Raw genomic sequence first — 16322 nt, forward strand, 5'->3', positions numbered from 1 at the left:
CGATCTCCTTTAGCTTGCCTGCGCTGCGGCAGGGGTTCCGCCGGCGAACTCCACACGCTGCCTCGCGGTGGGCCGGGAAGTCTTCTTCGGGCGAATCGGGCCGCCGAACTGGCGGTAGGTGTCACCGACCGCGATGGCGCTGATGGTCTTGCGGGTCACGCCGAACGAGAGACTGATCGCCTCATCCGTCTCCGTGCGCGTCGCCGCACGCCGCCGGATCTCGAGGACCTGCTCCTCCGACAGGGACACCGCGGCGTTCCCGTGCTGCGGGATCGGGAATTCCTCGCCCCGCGCCTCGGCCGCCTTGCGGGCCAGGGACACGAACTTCGACGTGGTGTTCTTCGGCAGCCGCTGGAGCTGGTCCAGCTGCAGGTAGGTGATGCCGCGCCGGGTTGCCTCCGCGATGGCCGCAATCCGCTCCGCGTCCGTCACGGTGACCGGCTTGCCGGCCAGGTACTGCTGTACGGCCGCGTCGTCGATGAAGTCGCCCTCCGCTGCGGCCTCGTCCCACACCTCCTCGGCCAGGTCTCGCAGCGTCGCGTCCGTGGCCACCTCGGGCTTCACGGGGTTGCCGTGCTCGTCGAACGTCAGCCACCCCAGCAGGGCACTCATCGGCACGTCCGGGTTCACCAGGCCCGCCAGGACCACCAGGAGGTTGTCCCGCTCGTCGGCGGTGAGGCGGGCAATGACCTGGTGAATGTCGCGCTGTCCGCCGTCGCCGTGCACCAGGGTCGTCAGCTGCCCGGCGATCGGCAGGAGCCGCTGCACCAGGTCACCGCGCTCCTCAGCGCTCAACCCACTCACACCGCCACCGCCTCAGAAACGCTCGAACGGATCGGGCCGCCAACGTCGCGGTACGACACACCCGTAGCGATCGCACTGATCGTCCTACGGCAGACCCCGAGCTCCTTGGCCAGCGAGTAATCACTCGCACCAGCAGCCGATCGCCGACGGATCGCGACAACCTGCTCATCCGTGAACGGGCGCCGCTTCACCAGCAGCTCCTCCGGAACCGTCTCGCCGCGCTTGACGGCGGAGTGACGCCACTTCGCGACGTAGTCGAGCGTCGTCCGGGAAGCGAGCCCCATCTGCACGTCGATCGCGGCCCAGCCCAGGCCTTGTCTGCGGTACGCCGCGATCTGCTCGATGCGGGAATCCGGCCTCTTCGGCAGGATCCGCGACGCAAGCTTCAACGTCACGCCACCTACACCCTCACGCTCGGCGATCTCAGTCAGCGGCCGCCCCGACAGCACAGACTCCAAAGCCAGCAGCCGGGCCTCCTCGGCGTCGTACGGCCCGTACCGGCGCGACGAACGCTGCAACCAGGAACGGTCCCCCGCACCCAGGCCGGCCTTCATGCTGCTGCGCGACACGTTCCCCTGCTCCGACGTCATCGCAGACGAAAGGCACTGGGTGAACAGTGGGCATTCCAGGCAGTAGCCCCGGGCTTCCTCCTGATCGCTCGCGGAGGCTTCGTCGTCCCACAGTTGCGGGGGCTGGCGGAGGCAGTCTGGCCGGAAGGGCTTGGTGGCATCGGTTCGGGGGTGTGCGGCCTGTCCCGTAGTGCGGCCGGTGTAGACGGTCGGGGTGCTCATTCGGGGGCTCCTGCGAGGGTGTAGAGGCGGATGATCGCGCCCGGCTGGTCGAGGGCTTCGGGGTGTTCGCCGGGGTAGACCTTGCGGATGGCGAGTTCGGTGATCTGGGAGTCGTCGCGGATGACGCCGGCTTCGGAGAGGGAGTCGAGGCAGGCGCGGGCGTGGTGGTCGATGTCGCTGGATGATCGGGTGATGGGCCAGGTGCGGCGCCGCTTCGGTGCGCTCTTCGGCTTGGGGACGGTGATGGTGATCTCTACGGCGGTGGGGGTGTTGGCGTAGAGGCCGTGTTGGTCTTTGGCTACTCGGCAGGTGAGGCAGATGCCGCCCCAGTCGGTGTAGCCGTGGCATCCGGTGGTGTCGCGGGTGGCGAGGATGATTGCTCGGCGCCAGGGCTTGAGGCGTTTTTCGTTGGTGTGGCGGGCTCCGCGGCCTTTGCCGTTGAAGCTGATGGCTCCTTGGCCGGCGGGTTCGCCGTGGATGACGATGGCGGCTCGGTGGTCCCAGGTGGGTGCCGTGGGCTCGGGGGCGGTGAGGGTCACTGGTCGGTCCCGAGGATCTGGCAAGCGACGGCCAGTGCGTGATGGTTGGCCCCGATCTGTTCGGCGTCCTCGGCGGCACTGGCAAGCCAGTCGGCGAGCGCCAAGCCGAGAGCAGGCCCCATGGTGGCGATGTACTGGTTGACGTCTTCGAGGTGGGAGGCCCAGGTTTCAATCAGGACGCCGGGTCGCTCGGGGTGGTCGAGGACGACTGCGGAGAGGCTTCCCTTGGTGTGGCCGGGTGCCCAGGTGGTCCGGTCTTCGTAGGTGGCACCGTTTGCGAGGGCGCGGAGCTTGTCGGCTGCGGCGCGGAGAGTGTCGGCAGGGTTGGTGGTCATGGGGTGCGCTCCTGGATGTATTGGTGGAGGGGTACGGGGCCGTGGGGTCCGGCGCGGAGGTGGGTGGCGTGGCCGCGGGCGTGGCCTATGTGAACGGCGCCGCAAAAGTCGCAGCGGTATTCGTCGAAGGGGCCAGCGCCTTCTCCGCGGAGTTGGCGGGCGCGGCGGCGGCCTGTTCGCCTGCTGGGGAATTCGGTCTTGAGGTAGCAGGCCACCAGGTAGGCGTTCATCGCGGGGCCAACCCGAGGATGATGACGGAGGTGCAGGGCCAGATGACGGGGCCGGGCCAGTCGCGCCCTTTGGTGTCGTACCTGTAGCAGCGGGCGCAGATGGCGGGGCCGGTCTGGGTGTCGCGCGGCTCATGGCCGAAGGTCTCTCCAGATGGCTTCATGCTGCGCGGGTTGTTGGCGGCGGACACGCTGCCTCCTTGGTGGGTGCGGGTAGGCCGGCGGCTTGGGCGCAGGCGATACGTGCGTCTCGGTCGTAGGCGGGGTTGTGGATGAAGGCCGCGATGGCTGCGATGGTGTGGCGGGCGGCGGCGAGTTGGTCTTCGGTGGCGCGGAGGGCCGCGCGGTCAGTCACCGCGGGCTGCCAGGGCGTGTGCTGCGGGGCCGCTCTTGCGGTAGAGGAACCGGCCGCCCTGGTCGTGGATGGCGTCGTGGAGTTCGTACACGAAGACGGCGGTGTCGATGCGGAGCTGCTCGGCGGTGCGGGTCCAGTCGGTGAGGTGCCTGATGGCCTTGGCTGCGTTGTGGGCGTGGGGCTCGTAGGTGAAGGAGCCGAGGATGAGTCCGGAGTGGTGGGAGAGAACCCAGGCGTCGCTGTCGTGGGCGCGGTGGACGTAGAGGCCGTCGGTGTCGGTGGGGTGGGCTTGGACGGGGATGGGGCCGGCGCTGGTCTGGAGGACGAGGGTGTGGGTGTCGGCCATGCGGGCTCCTGGTGGCTGTGTGGGGTGCCGGGCGGTGGTGGCCGCCCGGCGGGTGGGGCTCGGGTCACGCGGCCGGCTCGGGCGGGCAGGCGCAGATGCAGCCGGGGAGGGTGAAGGCGGAGTCCACGTCGAGGTCGAGGTACTGGTGACGCTGCTCGGCGAGCTGGGCTTCCTTGAAGCGGAGGGCGGCCTGCTCTGCGGCCGTACGGACGGAGTAGGTGCCGTCCGGATGCCGGAGGATGGTGTCGCCGAACTTGGCGACGATCCGGGGTTGCCGGGTCTCTCCGGTTCCGATGCGGAGGCCGACGACCTGGAGATTGCCGTCGACGGTCTGCCAGTAGCCCTTGGCGTAGATGCCGTCGCGGTCGATCTGGTCGTCGATCTGGTTGAGGTTGTAGCGGCTGAGCTGCCACTCGGTGGCGACGGGGGCGGGGCGGTCGAGGGTGGTCATCACAGTCATCTCCGTTGATCACTGAGGGGTGGGTGGTGGTGCGGGTTCAGCGGGCGCTGTCGCGGAGGGCGGCGTTGACGGCGGTGGTGTTGAGGTAGCCGTCGGAGTAGCCCTGGGCATAGAGCGGGTCGTACTGCTCAGCCATGGCGATGCGGGCGTGGGCTCGGCGGGAGGGGAGGCCGGTGAGGGCGGCGAGTCCGCCGTCGAGGTATCCGTCCTCGAAGGAGTTGTCGGGGGCGTTCATGTGGGGCTCCTTGGTCAGTGGAGTCATGGCAGGGCAGGGCAGGTCAGGTGAGGTGGTGCAGAGCCATCTGGAGCGGGCACTTGCCAGTGGGCTGGCAGCCGTCGGGCAGGTCGCTGGAATGTCTGGCGATGGCCTCAAGGTCCGGGTTGTCTTCGAGGAGCTTCTCGGCGGTGCTGTCCCCGGCGGACTGGGCCAGTCGGAACAGGAAGTCCTGGAGGATGTTGGCGCGGTAGGCGTGCAGTAGGCCGCCGTTGCAGGGCTCGTTGGTCATGGGGTTCCTTGGGCCGGGGCGGGGTCAGGCGGCGAGGGCGGTGGCCGCGTCGAGGGTGTCGGCGGTGCGGAGGATGCGGCCGATGACCTCGTCGGTGGTGAGCAGTCGGGTCCCGAAGACCGGGATGGTGGCGGCCCAGTTGGAGACGTGCTCGATGTAGTCGGACACCACGACGCCGGGGGCGATGGGGGTGAAGCATGGGGCGCTGTCGAGGTGGTCGGACATTGCGCGGATCGCGGCCATCGCGGGGGCCGAGCACTCGATGAAGCCGATGGAGTAGTCCTCGTCGAAGGCGAAGACCTTCAGTTCCTTGCCGTGGGCGGCGACGTAGATGGCGGCGCAGATGTCGAGGCTGCCGTCGGGGGCGGCGAACTGGTCGCCGGTGTGAAGGCCGCGTTCGGTGAGGATGCGGGCGGCGTAGCGGAGGATGGCGGCGGTTTCGAGCATGGCTGAGCTCCTTGCGGTGTCGCGGGGTGGTGTCCGGCCCGGCCGGGGGAGCTACTGCCGCCGGGTTGGTGAGGTGGGGGCCGCCGGGTGTTCGACCGGGGCCGGGCCGGAGATGGTGGGGAGCGCCGCGCTGGCTAGTCGCCGAGGCTGCGGTGCTCGTCGGTGCAGGTGCCGCACTGGATGACCGGCCCGTATCCGGAATGGTCCTCGGAGCACAGGGTGGCGGCGGTGATGCGGTCGCAGTCCTCGGGGCAGTTCTCGCAGGTGCAGGCGACGAGGGTGTCGCCGGCGGGGAGCTGGATGCCGAGGAAGAGGGCGGCGGTGGCGTGGGCCAGGAGCAGTTCGGCTACGACGTTGGCGCCTTGCTCAGCAGCCGCTTCGAGGTCGGTGCTGAGGGTTTCGAGGCTGTGCCAGCCGTTCTGCTGCTGGGGGGTGAGGTCTCGGTAGGAGATCGCGGTGGCGGTGCTGGTGTGCACGGGCCTGTCCAGCGTGATGGTCATGTCAGCTCCAGGAGCTTGTACTCGGAGGGGCTTTGGGGCCTCTCCTTGTCGGCTCTACGAGCATGACAGATTTCGAGGGTTAACACAACAGGTTCAGTGAAGTTAATGTGCGCGGGCATGGCACAGCCCCCGCCCTCCGAATGGAGAACAGGGGCTGTGGTGTGGCGTATTGGCTGCTAGGGGGCTGCGTGCAGGCGATCAGCCTCGTCCCGCTGCGCTTCGAGAATGTCGGTGAAGCTCACGTAGTCCCTCCCTCGCCTGCGGGCCACTGGGATGCCGTACCGCTTGATCCAGCGCCTCACCTTGGTCTCCGACACGGGGTGGGGCGTGGGCCTCAGGAGCTGGACTATCTCCTTCAGGGTCACGAGGTCAGCGGCGTCTACGGCGGGGAGTGGGGTTGCCATGGCCACGAGGGGCTCCCGGTTTCGGATGGGCCGTGCGGTCGCAGCGCCGACCGGCCGAAGCGGGGTATCTCTGGTGTGGTGCGCCGCGGTTGTGGAGTCCGCGGATCGTGCGGGTGGTGCGGGCCAGCGCGTCAGGTGGCGGTGCGCTGGAGTGCGGCGACGCGGGCGACGTGGCGCTCGCAGATCTGCTGGAGGGACCAACGCGACGGGAGGCCCACCGTGTCGTGGCAACGCCTGTTGGCGCACAGGACGACCCAGTCGGCGCGGCTCCACATGAGGCCCCAGCAGCGGCAGGTGGGACACGACTCGAACCGGACCACGGCGGTCACGGGGGCTGTGTCGCCCGCGTGGAGGGAGTGTTCCAGGCTCTGGCGGAGCATCAGGGCGTCGCGGACTTGCTGTTTTTCGGCGGGCAGGTGCGCGGTGACTTCCTCGGACCAGGCGTAGAAGGCCTCAGGGGTCCGGGGCGCGGGCCCGGCGGTCGGGACGGCCGTGTAGGTGTGGGCGGCCATCTCATGCACGGCGACTTCGATGTGGTCGAGGACGTCGAGGTCGATGAGCGCCGGCGAATGTGACTGAGTGGCGCGGCGTGTACTGCTGGATGGCCGTTTCGTCGGCGTGAGGTGCTCGACGCGTAGGGTGCGCAGTCGCTGTGCGGCTGTGGTGCTGTAGCTGTCGTCTCCGCCCATGGTCTCCCCGATCCGCAGGCGGTCCGTGTGCTGCGCTGTGGGGTGGGGGGCACCATGCGGGCGCGCGGACCGGAATGTCTCACTCCCGGCTATTTCCGGACGCCCAATAATGGCATGACTTTGTCTCGCATTGAACAAGTTGCGACTAACGATCTACGTAGCGTGGTGGGCGTTTCCGATTCGTCACAGGTGACGGCCCGCCCGGCGACTGTGCCGCTACAGACTGTGATTCCCCGTCAGGTGGGCGGGCACGAGAGCAGCCGCGTCGAGATAGGCCCGAAGACGACGGTGCTCCTCCTCCCCCAGCTTCCCGGTCTTGAAGGTGCCGTCCACGATGATCCGCGCTACGGCATCGACGGCCACCTCGTAGGCCGCGGCGGTCGCCGGGTCCGAAAGAGACATGCCGCGGGAGAGGTAGAGGGACTGGATGGCGATGGCGAGCCGGTCGTCGGGGCTGCCGGCCGCGGGTGGGGTGGGGGTGGCGCTGGTCATGGGCGCCTCCTCCACTGCTCGCAGGTGGCCGCGTCGGCTGGGCGGGGTGGTGAGGGCTTGGGCTGGCGGTGTGGTGCCTGCCGGCTGGCGTCCGGGCATGGGCTCTCCACTCGGGGTCCGGCGGTGGGAAGGAGGGCGCTGTGGTCGTGGAGAGGCGGGGCCGCCGGTGATCCCTGCCTGGACAAAGAGTGCCATTGGAACCCGCAGGGCGGTAAGGCAAGCCCAAGTATTGATACGGAAGTGACGAAGCACGGGGGGCGTTTCAGCCCCGTTCTGGGGGCGCACGCCTGTCGCGGCATGGGTCGGGCCCGGTCGGTGTCTAGTCGACCGGGCCCGGTGCCTCTGTACCCGCGGGACGGAGTTTTGCCGACAACATCCCGCGGCCGCCAGAAGCGGAGACCTCACGAGCACGCGGCCCGCCAGATGCGGACAGCATAGCCCCAGACCTCTCCACGCAGGCCAGGGCATTGCCCCGAAACGCAAAAAGCAGCCCCGCTCCCCCACCGTGAAAGTGAGGGAACGGGGCCGCTGGCAACCGCTTCGTTCAGATGAGCTTCTGACCTTCCTGCATCAGCCGCTCGAACTCTTCCGGCGTCATCCGCGCGCGCAGGATCCGCAGTACGTCTGACCAACTGTGAAACGGCATCGACTCCACCGGCGCCTCCTCCGGGTGGACGTCTACTCCCTCGGAAGTGATAACGGCGTTATCACTCGGCGCCGACGGTGGTGCTGACGAAGCCTCTGGCAAGGTCCGGGGGGTGACGGTGATAACGGCGTTATCACCCGCAGCCTCAGGGGTCCCCTCTTGCCGGTCCTTGCGCTTCTCCGCCTTCTTCGTGGCCTCCGCGGCCCGCTCGTCGGCCTTCTCCCTCTGCTGCTGCGGCGGCAGCTTGCTGAGGCCCCGTACGTGCTCAACCTTCCGAGCGCCGGCATCCAGGTCCGCCTGGAGCGTGGGGTCCAGCTGGAGCAGGGAGAGGCGTTGCGAGATGAACGCCTGGGTGATGCCCAGGCGCTGGGCGGCCTTGCGCTGCGATCCGTAGAACGCGACGAGTTTCTCGAGGGCGGCAGCCTCTTCCAGCTCACTCATGTTCTCGCGGTGCGCGTTGGCAACGTATGCGGCCTCGAGGAGCTTCTCGTCGGAGACAGCGAAGGCGTCATCGAGGCTGTACTTGATCTCCTTCAAGCCGGCTTCGCGCGCCGCGGCAAGGCGCCGGTGTCCGTCAACAACGACGTACTGTGCGCCTCCCTCGAGCTCGCCGGAACGGTCGGGACGCTCGGCAAGGTAGGCATCGACGGTGACGACGCTAATGGGGTTGACCAGGCCCACCTCGAGGAGAGTCTGCGCAAGGTCGGAGACGTCCCCGAGGGCTTCACGCGGGTTGTCCGGGTTCTCGCTGATCAGGTGCGTGGGCAGCTTTGAGTTGGGCCGGCCGCCGGCTCCCTCAGTGGGGGCTTCGGTGGCAGCAGCCATGGCGGCTCGGCGAGCGCTCACCGCAGGAGCGGCGTGGGAGAACGACGTGGAAGCCGCCAGCCTAGAGGTCCTGCTGCTCACGAGATCTCCCTTGCCAGCGCCCGCATGTTGGCGGCCTGTTCACTGTTCGACGCGTACACCAGGAGGGGTTCCTTCATGCGGACGGCTTCGCGCTGCTCGCGGCGGTCGGGGATGACTGCGACGACGCGGGGATCCTTTATGGCCTTCCACTGCTCGAGGCTGCTGGTCGCGATGAAACCGCGGCGCCCGTCGTAGAGGTTGACGATGAGGCCGAGGTAGTCGACTTCGACGCCCATGTCGGTGCGCAGGTCCTCGATCTGGGAGACGAGGAGGCTGTAGGCGTCGGCGCTGCTGTCTTCGGCTTGAACGACGATGCCGACGCCGGACTTGCCGGGCTTCTCTCCGTCGCGGCGCCGGCCGTAGTAGACGGCGGCGTCCATCGACATCCCGAGGCTGGGCGGGCAGTCGACGACGATGACGTCGTAGAGGTCTTCGATGGGGGCCAGGGCTCGTTCGAGGGCCGCTTCGCGGAACCGGACGCCGGACAGGCGCACGTCGAGGAGGAATGCGTCCTGGCAGGCGGGGAGAAGATCGATCCTGCCGCCGAACTGGTCGCCGGCGATGGGGACGATCAGGTCCCGCAGTTCGCCGCGGTCCTTGTCTGCTGACATGTGCTTGGCGAGGGTGTCGCCCTGCATGTCCAGGGGCTCGTGGCCGAGTTGCTTGGTGAGGTGACCCTGGGGGTCGAAGTCGACGAGGAGGACGCGGAGGCCGAGTCCGGGCAGGTCGGCGGTTTCAGCCTCGAGGCCGTTGTCGGTCATCTGTTTGGAGACGCGGACGGGGTAGAGCTGGTCAGGGTTTTCGGCGTATGCCTGGCCGATGCCGGCGGTGACGGTGGTCTTGCCTACACCGCCTTTCTGGTTGCAGATGACCTTTCGGCGGGGGTGTTCTGGGCGTTCCTCGGTCGGGGCGGGGTTGGTGTCGAGCCAGAGTTGTACGGCCTGTGCGAGGCCTTGGATGAGGGAGACGCCGCGGGCTGAGGCGTCGGTGCGGAATTGGTCCCACTGGCCTTCGGGGAGCCAGGTGGAGAACGACTCGGCGCCGGCGGTGTCGATGGCGGCGAGGTTGGATCCGAGGGCGCGCCAGGCGGTGATGCCTTCAGCGACGGCGTCTTGGAGGGCGATGCCGAGCTGCGCGGTGCGGACCTTGAGGGGTTGCCGGAGCGCGGCGGGGAGCTTGGAGACGACCTTCTCACGGTCGCTTTGCGGACTCGTCATGAGGGCACCTTACTAACGCGAGAGATCATTTCAAGCATCCGGGCGTTAGTGTCTACCTCCTGAGGGTCGGAAGGTGATAACGGCGTTATCACCCAGCACTCTGGTTCAGGCGGTGCGTTGGAAGGCGGTTCGCACCTCAGGCGCGAGGCCGGCTCGCTCGCCGCGGGCGCGGCGGATGGCGGCCTGCCGGGTCTGCTCGCGTTCGGCAGCAGCCTTCTCCTCGAGGTCGTTGACGAACCACGCGGCGTCGCGGTGCCCTTCGGGGTCCTCGCGGTGGGCGCGCATGGCCGCGGTCTGGCGGTCGGCGGCGGCGCGGGCGCGCTGCTGGATGTCAGTCTCGGTGCGGTCGGCGGCGTGGGCCTGGTGCGCGGCGAGCGCGGCCCGGTAGCCGGGGGAAGCCTGCGCGCGGGTCTTCTCCGGAGCCGGTTCCGCTGGCCGCTCGGTACGGTCCTCGGCCGCGGGGTCGGACGGCGCGGCTATGTGGCCGGGGCGCAGCGGCCGGATGGAGCGTACGGGCACGCCCTTGGCTTGGAGACGGCCGACGAGCTGGGCGCCGAGGATGCGGAGGTGGGCGGCGTAGGCGGGGGAGGTGGGCTGGACGGTGAGGCAGCCGGTGGCGTCGAGGGAGACGGGCTGGACCTTGCCGACGAGCTCGGGGCACAGGGTGTGCCATTGGTCGACGATGTTGCCGCCGGCCATGCCGGTCTTCCAGTCCTGCTCGGCCTCGATGCGCTTGATGACGTTGCCGAGCCCGACGGGGTCGCGGCCGTCGCCTGGTCGCGCACGCACGGTCTTGCTCTTGCGCTTGGTGGGGTCGTTGCCGGGGATGGCCCAGCTGCGGTTTTTGTAGGCGGCGAGGGCTTCGCGGCAGATGTCTTTGCCGGACGGCTGGGGCTCAGTCATCGGGTCACCTCTCGGACGGGAATGCCGGCGGCGCGGGCGAGCTTCATGCAGTTGCGGGTGCCGTAGGACCGGCCGAGGGGAAATCCGAGACAGAGGTACGCTCCGCGGCGCACGAGTTCGGCGTTCCGGCGGGGACCGGCCGAGGGGCAGAAGTCATCCAGTTTGCCGGGGTGAGCGGTGTCGCCAGGCTTCTTTCGGCGGCGGTGCCCAGGGCCGGGCGGACAGTTGGGAGCACAGTGATCCCAGTCGGCTTCCAGGCGCTCGGAGACGATGCCGTACGCCTCATGGGTCCGTGCCCAGCGATGAACGATGGGATCAGCTCCGTCGGGGCAAGCCCCCTCCACGAAGGCGACGCGCACGCCGTGGCCATAGATCTGCACCGCGTCGTGCCAGGAGTCCAGGAGCGCGTCCTCGATGAGCTGGGTGTCCCGGTGTTCGCGGGAGCCAGTGGTCAGGATGCGCACGGTGCGGAGGGTGAGTGTCACCGACCGGATGATCGGCGCTGGCAGCGTGGCGTTGAGTCGTTCGATCAGGTTGGGACCGGCCAGACGCAAGAGGCTGTGGGCCGCGGGGTTGTCGCAGCGCACGGTCAGCTTCTGCGTCTCTTCGTCGTAACCGACCGGTGCGATGTTGCTGGTCGTCACCACCTCTTTCCACGCCTCTCGCAATTCGGAGGCGAGGTTGATCTCGCGGCTCATGCGTAGACCTCCTGGTCGGCGAGGTAGCGGTTGACGGCGGCGTTGGTGTAAACGCGGCGGGCGTCGGCCTCACCCATCCAAGAGATGGCGATTCCGATGATGGCCGGGTCCTTGGCGGCCGCGGCGCGCTGATCGATGACCTCGGCGCGGGACAGGGATGCCGGGTCGAAGGTTGTGGTTGCGGCGGTGTACTCGGTGCAGCCCTCCTCCGCGACCGGGGCCTGCTGGACGCGGGTGAAGGCTTCGGCAACCAGGCGCTGGACGTGGGCGCTGGACGGGCCGGGTCCGAACGTCTCGTACTGCGTGCGGTCGTGCTCGCTTCGGGCGGCCTGCCGGGAGTCACGCCACGCCTGGACGCACTCCTGCCGGGCCTGGGGGGTGCGGAGGATCCGGGTGGCGCCCTTGAGGCGGCGGGCGAGGACTCCGGACGGGCGGCGGATGCCCTGGTCGTCACCGATGGCGAACTGGGACAGGTAAGCGGCCACCTCGGTGACGGACCAGCCGGCGTCCGCGACTTCGCGGGCTACCCAGGCGATACGGGCGGGGCTGGCGCCGCCGAGCCACGGGACCTGGGCGACGAGCTCACGGCCGAGCTGATGGCGACGGCCGACGCGGTTGAGGGCGCGACGGGCCCGCTGCTTGGGAATCTTCGGGGTGGGGCAATCGCTGGTCCCGCTGGCGAGCTTGCTCTCAGGGGGATAGGTAGTAGTTCCCGCAGATGTCGTCGTAGAGGTACCACCCTGCATTGGGGTGCAACGGGCCCTGCGCTGAGACGGCTTCCGGGAGCGGGTGCGGTGGACCTTCCGGGCGGCCTTCTTCGCGAGCTTCCCGATGGTGCTGCGGGACTCCTCGGCGATGCCGACGGGACGCCGTTGCACCCCTTCGCCGATGATGCGGATGCCGAGGGCCTCGTCGAACGCGACCGGGATGACCCGCTCGTACACGGATGCCTGCGCACCGACGCCGGAGACGCGGGTGCCCTTGGAGCGGTAGGCGAGGAGTCCGGCTTCGCGGAGCATGTCGAAGTGGTACTGCACGGCTCGCTCGGACAGCCCCAGCTTGCGCGCGAGGTAGGCGATCCCGGGGCGGCACTCGGTGAGCGCGGCGATCTCCTGGCAGATGCGGATGGTGGTCTGGTTCATGCCGCGAGGGCCGTGGGTGCGGCTGGGCTTGTAGAGGCCGGAGCTGTGGACCCAGTGGACGGACTGCATCCAGGAGTGGCCGCAGGTGGCGACACGTCCGGTGGTGGTGCCGATCCATTGGCCGTTGGGGGCGACACGGAGTGCCGTCTGAGCGCTGTGGTTGCGCTGCCCGGGGAGGGAAATCCGGGACGAATCGCCCAAGTCGGGGGCGTGAAGCTGACAAGCGGTGTCGACGTCGTGCAAGATAGGTCCCGTCGTCAGGCACGCCTGATGGCATGCGAAAGGCCTTCGGGTCGGTCGTTGCTTCTCGGCAGAAGCGGATTGCTCGGAGCGCAACCGGGGTGGTACTCGGGGCGGTCCGAACGCTGGAGGGCTGGTAACCCGTCCAGCAGCAGAGGGGCCGTAGTCCGGCCGGTGCTGGTAACACCGGTTGGCGGAGGCGGCCCGGGGCGGTCGAGGAATCTCCCGCCGGATATGGCTACGTCATCTGATCCCCTTCAGTGGGTGGGGTCTGTGCCCGTTGCTCGACAATGTCGAAGCGAACCGGGCTCGGCAGTTCGTGGGCTCCCGTCCGTCTCGTGTCGAAGTAGAGGCAGTCGAGCAGGACGGCCAGCCTCGCCTCCAGCTGGTCCGGTCGGTCGCCCAGCCGCGTGCCGGACACTTCCGTGCGGAGGCGAACCGTGCGCGAGGTCAGATCGAGTGAACTCCCGGGCGCGAAGAACGTATCGACGCTCCTCTGGATCCTCTCGGGAGTCAGGTGCCATTCCTGCTGCTGGACAGATACGCGCGGCTTCGGGCGTGGGCAGGAGACTGCGATGTTCCAGGTGCGGGCGCTCATCGCTCGCCCTCCACCCAGAACTTGCGGCACGCGGGGCGCTGGCATCGACCGGAGGCGTCAACCTTTGAGGCCGGGACCAGATCCGCCAGATCGCTTTCCTCGCCGAGTTCCACGCTTCCGTTGCATGCGGCTACGGAAGCCCCGTACACGTATCCGGATCCGGTGACGGCGATGTGCACGACGCCCCGGGAGTTCCAGTTGTTGCGGCCTTCGCCGTTGCGAGTGCCGGCGAGGACTGACCCGCGGTACGTCAGTACCCGGCGAGGCTCTTGGGCTTTCGCGGGGTGGTAGTCGTCGGGTCGGTTGGTCCGATGGTGCAGGACCTCGGCCTGGTAGTCGTGGACCTCAATGCGGCCCACCGCGGCGCTCATCGTGCGCTGTGGGTAGTGGTGACAGGGTCTCCGCTCTGCGTCGCCGGTGTGATCTTCACGGCGGTGGCTGGAGTCCCACTGTCTGATAGCCCGGGTGTCCGGGTACTCTGAGCCATATCGCTGGCCTTTCTACGTTGTGGCTGGCGGTGGCCGGGTTGACTGCCCGGCAACGGCCCCGCCACGATCCCGGTTACCAGCCGGGGGAGCGGGGCCGCTCCATTTGTAGTTTGAGTGGCCGTCAGAAGCTGAATGCTCGTCTGGCGCAGGCCCCAGCCTAGCGGTTTACCTCGCCACCCCTCTACCTCCCTTGCATACGTGTCGATAACTGTTGATTCATCAATACGACCAGCTCATCGGGTCATCGGCGCCCTCCCGTCCGCGTCCTATAGTTTTGGGAAGTAAATAACGGGAGTCAGCACAGGTCAGGCGCCTGCGGCTTTGAACTACCCGACATCGGCCAGCACGGCGAACTTGGTTGTTGCGGTGTGTGGTTGGGGGATCGGCAGCGGGTGGACTTGTGCGGTTCTGTCGGGGCCGTCGTGCTGGACGGTGGCCTGCCGGTGTCGGGTGCGGGCTGCTGTGGCGGCGGCGGTGCAGCGGGGGCCGCGGCAGCCGTGGTTGTTGTAGCCGCCCGCGGTGCCGTGCGGGATGCGGTTGTCGCGGCCTGCGGCTTTTGCCGCGGCCAGGCGTTGGGCGAAGCCGGGGTTGCGGGCTGCCAGTTGTGTGGGGGTCCTGCGGCTGATGCCGAGCTTGTCGGCGGCGTCGCCGATGCGGACGCCCGAGGCGACGAGGCGCAGGAACTCGACCTGGGCGGCCTGGTCGAAGGTGACGGGGCGGCCGCGGCCGGCGGTCACTCGTGGTCTCCGCGCGCGATGTCCTGCTCAGTGTTGGCGCGGTGCCGGCCGTGGGATGCGGTGACGGCGACCCGGCGGGCCATGGCCTGGTATCCGGCGTCGACGAGGGCCGTGCGCAGCCGGTCCAGGGCCTGCGGCTCCCAGGTGGGTGCGGAGACGATGCGGCCGGCGCGGTAGCCGACTCTCAGGCCGTGCTCGTATATCGCCGTCACCACCTCCTCCGGCACGTCCGGCCACAGCACGGTGGGGAGCTTCGTGGGCTGACCGAGGACGTCGAGGGTGGCGGCGGCGAGGACGCCGGTGAGCATGTCGGCGGAGGTGACGGCTCGCTGCTCGTGGGAGTGGTCGGCGGCTGCGACGTCCAGGGCGGCGGGGAGTTCGGGGGTGGTGGTCATGCGGCGGGCTCCAGGACGGTGGTGATGGGGAGGGTGAGGGGCTGGACGGTGCGGACGATCCGCAGCCGCGGCCGGCGGGCGCCGCTGGTAGTGGGGGCGGCGGGTGTGCGGCGGCCGCGGGCGAGGTGCGGGAACCCGGGCAGGACCAGCTGCACGGGCCGGGCCGGCGCGATCCGCCGCTGCCGGGAGCCGTCCGTGTTCGGGGCCGCGGCTATGGGCCAGCGCCCGTCCGGGGCGATCCGAACTCCCGCGGGGAGGACGCCGAGTTCCCGGGCCCGCTCCAGGAGCTGCTGCCTGCTCGCGGTCTCCTTGTCCAGGCCGAGGAGGCCGCACAGGAGGCTGCGGTGCCAGTTGCTGGTGCGGACGTCCATGCCCGCCCGATACGCGACCAGTTCCTCGTCTGTCTCACGCGCCAACGACTTCAGGAGGGCCTGCTTCTGGGCGGTGCGTGCCTCGTCGAGCCGGGCGTCGTCCGCTGCAGGTGCCGCGGGTACGCCGGCCTCGCGGCGGCGGGCGATCAGCGCCTTGTGGCGGTCCAGGCTCCGCATCCCGCCGAGGACGCCCTCGGGTTCGGCGAGCTTGCCATCGGAGGTCTCGGTGAGGCCGTAGGTGCGGCACACGGCCAGGACCGGGCAGGTGCCGCACACGGCCTCGGCCGCCTCCAGCCGCAGGTTGCGCACCGACGGGCCCTCGCCGCCCTCCTCCGTGTACGGCCCCCATGCGTCCAGGCTCAGGTCCGGGTTGCCCTGGGCGCGGCCGGGCTGGTCCGGGTCGGGCGCGCACCCGCGGTAGCGCCAGTGGCGGTGGTCTTCGAGCTGTTGGCGTGCCGTCTCCGGCGTGAGGGTGGTCATGAGGGGTCCCCGCTTCCGTGCTGCGTGCTGTGCTGGGTGAGGGCGTGGGTGACGATGGCGGTCGCGGCCGCGAGGACGTCCTGCTCGACGCGGTATTGGCGGGCGCCGGCGACGAGCCGGGCGACGTTCGCGGAGTGGTCCCGGGCTACGGCGGCGTCGGTGATGCGGCGCTCCGCCTGGACGGCGGTCAGGGCGCGGCGCATCCGCCACCAGGCCACAGTGAGGCCGGCGGTGGAGAGGAGCGCCACGATCAACGCGGTGAGCATGGCGCTCACCTCCTATTCGGTGGTGGGGTCAGTGCGGGCTGCGTAGTCGGCGACGATCTGCTCGGCCGCGCGGACGACGAGGAGCTCGGAGCGGACGCGTTCAAGCTCTTGCCGGACATACGAAGCGCGCTGGCCCCGGATGAGGCGCAGCGCGCGGTGGTAGATGAAGCGGGCCCCGGCCCAGACCGCCGCCGGTAGACCGGCGGCAGCCAGGCGCAGGGCCACGGCCTCAGAAGAGGGTGGCCGTTGGGTCATGACTAGACACCTCGGGAATGAGGGAGTGCTGTGGATGTGAAGCGGGGCCGCACCGGACTGCCGGTGCGGCCCCGCGGGACGGTTG

The 16322-nt window shown here is 69.3% G+C and carries 25 protein-coding genes; all 25 read right to left on the bottom strand.

The genetic code is table 11. The features are described 5' to 3' along the window. Window positions 1-9 precede the first annotated feature (9 nt). The 25 genes from CFW40_RS35650 to CFW40_RS35770 all read right to left on the bottom strand — a co-directional run bounded on the left by CFW40_RS35650 (window position 10) and on the right by CFW40_RS35770 (window position 16237). Entirely contained in the window at window positions 10-804 is a 795-nt protein-coding gene (locus CFW40_RS35650) for a hypothetical protein (protein ID WP_143034617.1), read from the bottom strand. Beyond that, complete coding sequence (locus CFW40_RS35655) at window positions 801-1595, bottom strand: WhiB family transcriptional regulator (protein ID WP_088802633.1); 795 nt, start codon at window positions 1593-1595, stop codon at window positions 801-803. Before CFW40_RS35655 ends, CFW40_RS35650 begins: the two co-directional genes overlap by 4 nt. Next, window positions 1592-2134: a RusA family crossover junction endodeoxyribonuclease gene (locus CFW40_RS35660; RefSeq protein WP_176956736.1), complete on the bottom strand. Its 543-nt coding sequence runs from the start codon at window positions 2132-2134 to the stop codon at window positions 1592-1594. Before CFW40_RS35660 ends, CFW40_RS35655 begins: the two co-directional genes overlap by 4 nt. Further along, window positions 2131-2469 carry a hypothetical protein gene (locus tag CFW40_RS37500; protein WP_176956735.1) on the bottom strand — a complete coding sequence of 113 codons (339 nt, stop codon included), beginning with the start codon at window positions 2467-2469 and terminating at the stop codon, window positions 2131-2133. Before CFW40_RS37500 ends, CFW40_RS35660 begins: the two co-directional genes overlap by 4 nt. Before the next feature lie 226 nt (window positions 2470-2695). Continuing rightward, entirely contained in the window at window positions 2696-2860 is a 165-nt protein-coding gene (locus CFW40_RS37505; protein ID WP_176956734.1) for a hypothetical protein, read from the bottom strand. Between the two features lie 183 nt (window positions 2861-3043). Further along, window positions 3044-3397 carry a hypothetical protein gene (locus tag CFW40_RS35670; RefSeq protein WP_088802636.1) on the bottom strand — a complete coding sequence of 118 codons (354 nt, stop codon included), beginning with the start codon at window positions 3395-3397 and terminating at the stop codon, window positions 3044-3046. A gap of 64 nt (window positions 3398-3461) precedes the next feature. Beyond that, a complete protein-coding gene (locus tag CFW40_RS35675) occupies window positions 3462-3848 on the bottom strand; it encodes a hypothetical protein (RefSeq protein ID WP_088802637.1) in 387 nt (128 codons plus the stop codon). Between the two features lie 46 nt (window positions 3849-3894). After that, complete coding sequence (locus tag CFW40_RS35680; RefSeq protein WP_088802638.1) at window positions 3895-4092, bottom strand: hypothetical protein; 198 nt, start codon at window positions 4090-4092, stop codon at window positions 3895-3897. 43 nt (window positions 4093-4135) lie between these two features. Beyond that, the gene (locus CFW40_RS35685) at window positions 4136-4363 is read right to left on the bottom strand and encodes a hypothetical protein (RefSeq protein WP_088802639.1); all 228 of its coding nucleotides are present in this window, start codon (window positions 4361-4363) and stop codon (window positions 4136-4138) included. A 24-nt stretch (window positions 4364-4387) separates the two neighbouring features. After that, entirely contained in the window at window positions 4388-4810 is a 423-nt protein-coding gene (locus CFW40_RS35690) for a hypothetical protein (RefSeq protein WP_088802640.1), read from the bottom strand. A 134-nt stretch (window positions 4811-4944) separates the two neighbouring features. Further along, the gene (locus tag CFW40_RS35695) at window positions 4945-5310 is read right to left on the bottom strand and encodes a hypothetical protein (protein WP_088802641.1); all 366 of its coding nucleotides are present in this window, start codon (window positions 5308-5310) and stop codon (window positions 4945-4947) included. Window positions 5311-5845: 535 nt separating this feature from the next. Next, on the bottom strand, window positions 5846-6403 hold the full coding sequence (locus tag CFW40_RS35705; protein ID WP_088802643.1) for a hypothetical protein: 558 nt from the start codon (window positions 6401-6403) through the stop codon (window positions 5846-5848). Window positions 6404-6619: 216 nt separating this feature from the next. Continuing rightward, window positions 6620-6895 (bottom strand): hypothetical protein, encoded by a 276-nt coding sequence (locus CFW40_RS35710; RefSeq protein ID WP_088802644.1) that lies wholly within the window; start codon window positions 6893-6895, stop codon window positions 6620-6622. A 544-nt stretch (window positions 6896-7439) separates the two neighbouring features. Beyond that, complete coding sequence (locus CFW40_RS35715; protein WP_256331851.1) at window positions 7440-8447, bottom strand: ParB/RepB/Spo0J family partition protein; 1008 nt, start codon at window positions 8445-8447, stop codon at window positions 7440-7442. Further along, on the bottom strand, window positions 8444-9664 hold the full coding sequence (locus CFW40_RS35720) for a ParA family protein (protein ID WP_088802645.1): 1221 nt from the start codon (window positions 9662-9664) through the stop codon (window positions 8444-8446). Before CFW40_RS35720 ends, CFW40_RS35715 begins: the two co-directional genes overlap by 4 nt. A 105-nt stretch (window positions 9665-9769) precedes the next feature. Beyond that, window positions 9770-10567, bottom strand: a complete 798-nt coding sequence (locus tag CFW40_RS35725) for a DciA family protein (RefSeq protein ID WP_088802646.1) — start codon at window positions 10565-10567, stop codon at window positions 9770-9772. Beyond that, window positions 10564-11265 (bottom strand): DciA family protein, encoded by a 702-nt coding sequence (locus tag CFW40_RS35730; protein ID WP_088802647.1) that lies wholly within the window; start codon window positions 11263-11265, stop codon window positions 10564-10566. The genes CFW40_RS35725 and CFW40_RS35730 overlap by 4 nt, the downstream gene beginning before the upstream one ends. Continuing rightward, complete coding sequence (locus CFW40_RS35735; RefSeq protein ID WP_093649505.1) at window positions 11262-12608, bottom strand: helix-turn-helix domain-containing protein; 1347 nt, start codon at window positions 12606-12608, stop codon at window positions 11262-11264. Before CFW40_RS35735 ends, CFW40_RS35730 begins: the two co-directional genes overlap by 4 nt. 277 nt (window positions 12609-12885) lie before the next feature. Beyond that, window positions 12886-13245, bottom strand: coding sequence for a hypothetical protein (locus CFW40_RS35740; RefSeq protein WP_088802649.1), 360 nt, complete (start codon window positions 13243-13245; stop codon window positions 12886-12888). Beyond that, complete coding sequence (locus tag CFW40_RS35745; protein WP_088802650.1) at window positions 13242-13616, bottom strand: hypothetical protein; 375 nt, start codon at window positions 13614-13616, stop codon at window positions 13242-13244. Before CFW40_RS35745 ends, CFW40_RS35740 begins: the two co-directional genes overlap by 4 nt. A gap of 443 nt (window positions 13617-14059) precedes the next feature. Next, window positions 14060-14470, bottom strand: coding sequence for a hypothetical protein (locus CFW40_RS35750; RefSeq protein ID WP_088802651.1), 411 nt, complete (start codon window positions 14468-14470; stop codon window positions 14060-14062). Beyond that, window positions 14467-14865, bottom strand: a complete 399-nt coding sequence (locus CFW40_RS35755) for a hypothetical protein (RefSeq protein ID WP_088802652.1) — start codon at window positions 14863-14865, stop codon at window positions 14467-14469. Before CFW40_RS35755 ends, CFW40_RS35750 begins: the two co-directional genes overlap by 4 nt. Beyond that, the gene (locus CFW40_RS35760; RefSeq protein WP_088802653.1) at window positions 14862-15716 is read right to left on the bottom strand and encodes a WhiB family transcriptional regulator; all 855 of its coding nucleotides are present in this window, start codon (window positions 15714-15716) and stop codon (window positions 14862-14864) included. The genes CFW40_RS35755 and CFW40_RS35760 overlap by 4 nt, the downstream gene beginning before the upstream one ends. After that, complete coding sequence (locus CFW40_RS35765; protein ID WP_088802654.1) at window positions 15713-15982, bottom strand: hypothetical protein; 270 nt, start codon at window positions 15980-15982, stop codon at window positions 15713-15715. The genes CFW40_RS35760 and CFW40_RS35765 overlap by 4 nt, the downstream gene beginning before the upstream one ends. 12 nt (window positions 15983-15994) lie before the next feature. Further along, window positions 15995-16237 (bottom strand): hypothetical protein, encoded by a 243-nt coding sequence (locus CFW40_RS35770; protein ID WP_143034616.1) that lies wholly within the window; start codon window positions 16235-16237, stop codon window positions 15995-15997. Window positions 16238-16322 lie beyond the last annotated feature (85 nt).

Origin of the sequence: Streptomyces sp. 2114.4 (assembly GCF_900187385.1) — a bacterium.
In the GTDB taxonomy this organism is placed as follows: domain Bacteria; phylum Actinomycetota; class Actinomycetes; order Streptomycetales; family Streptomycetaceae; genus Streptomyces; species Streptomyces mooreae.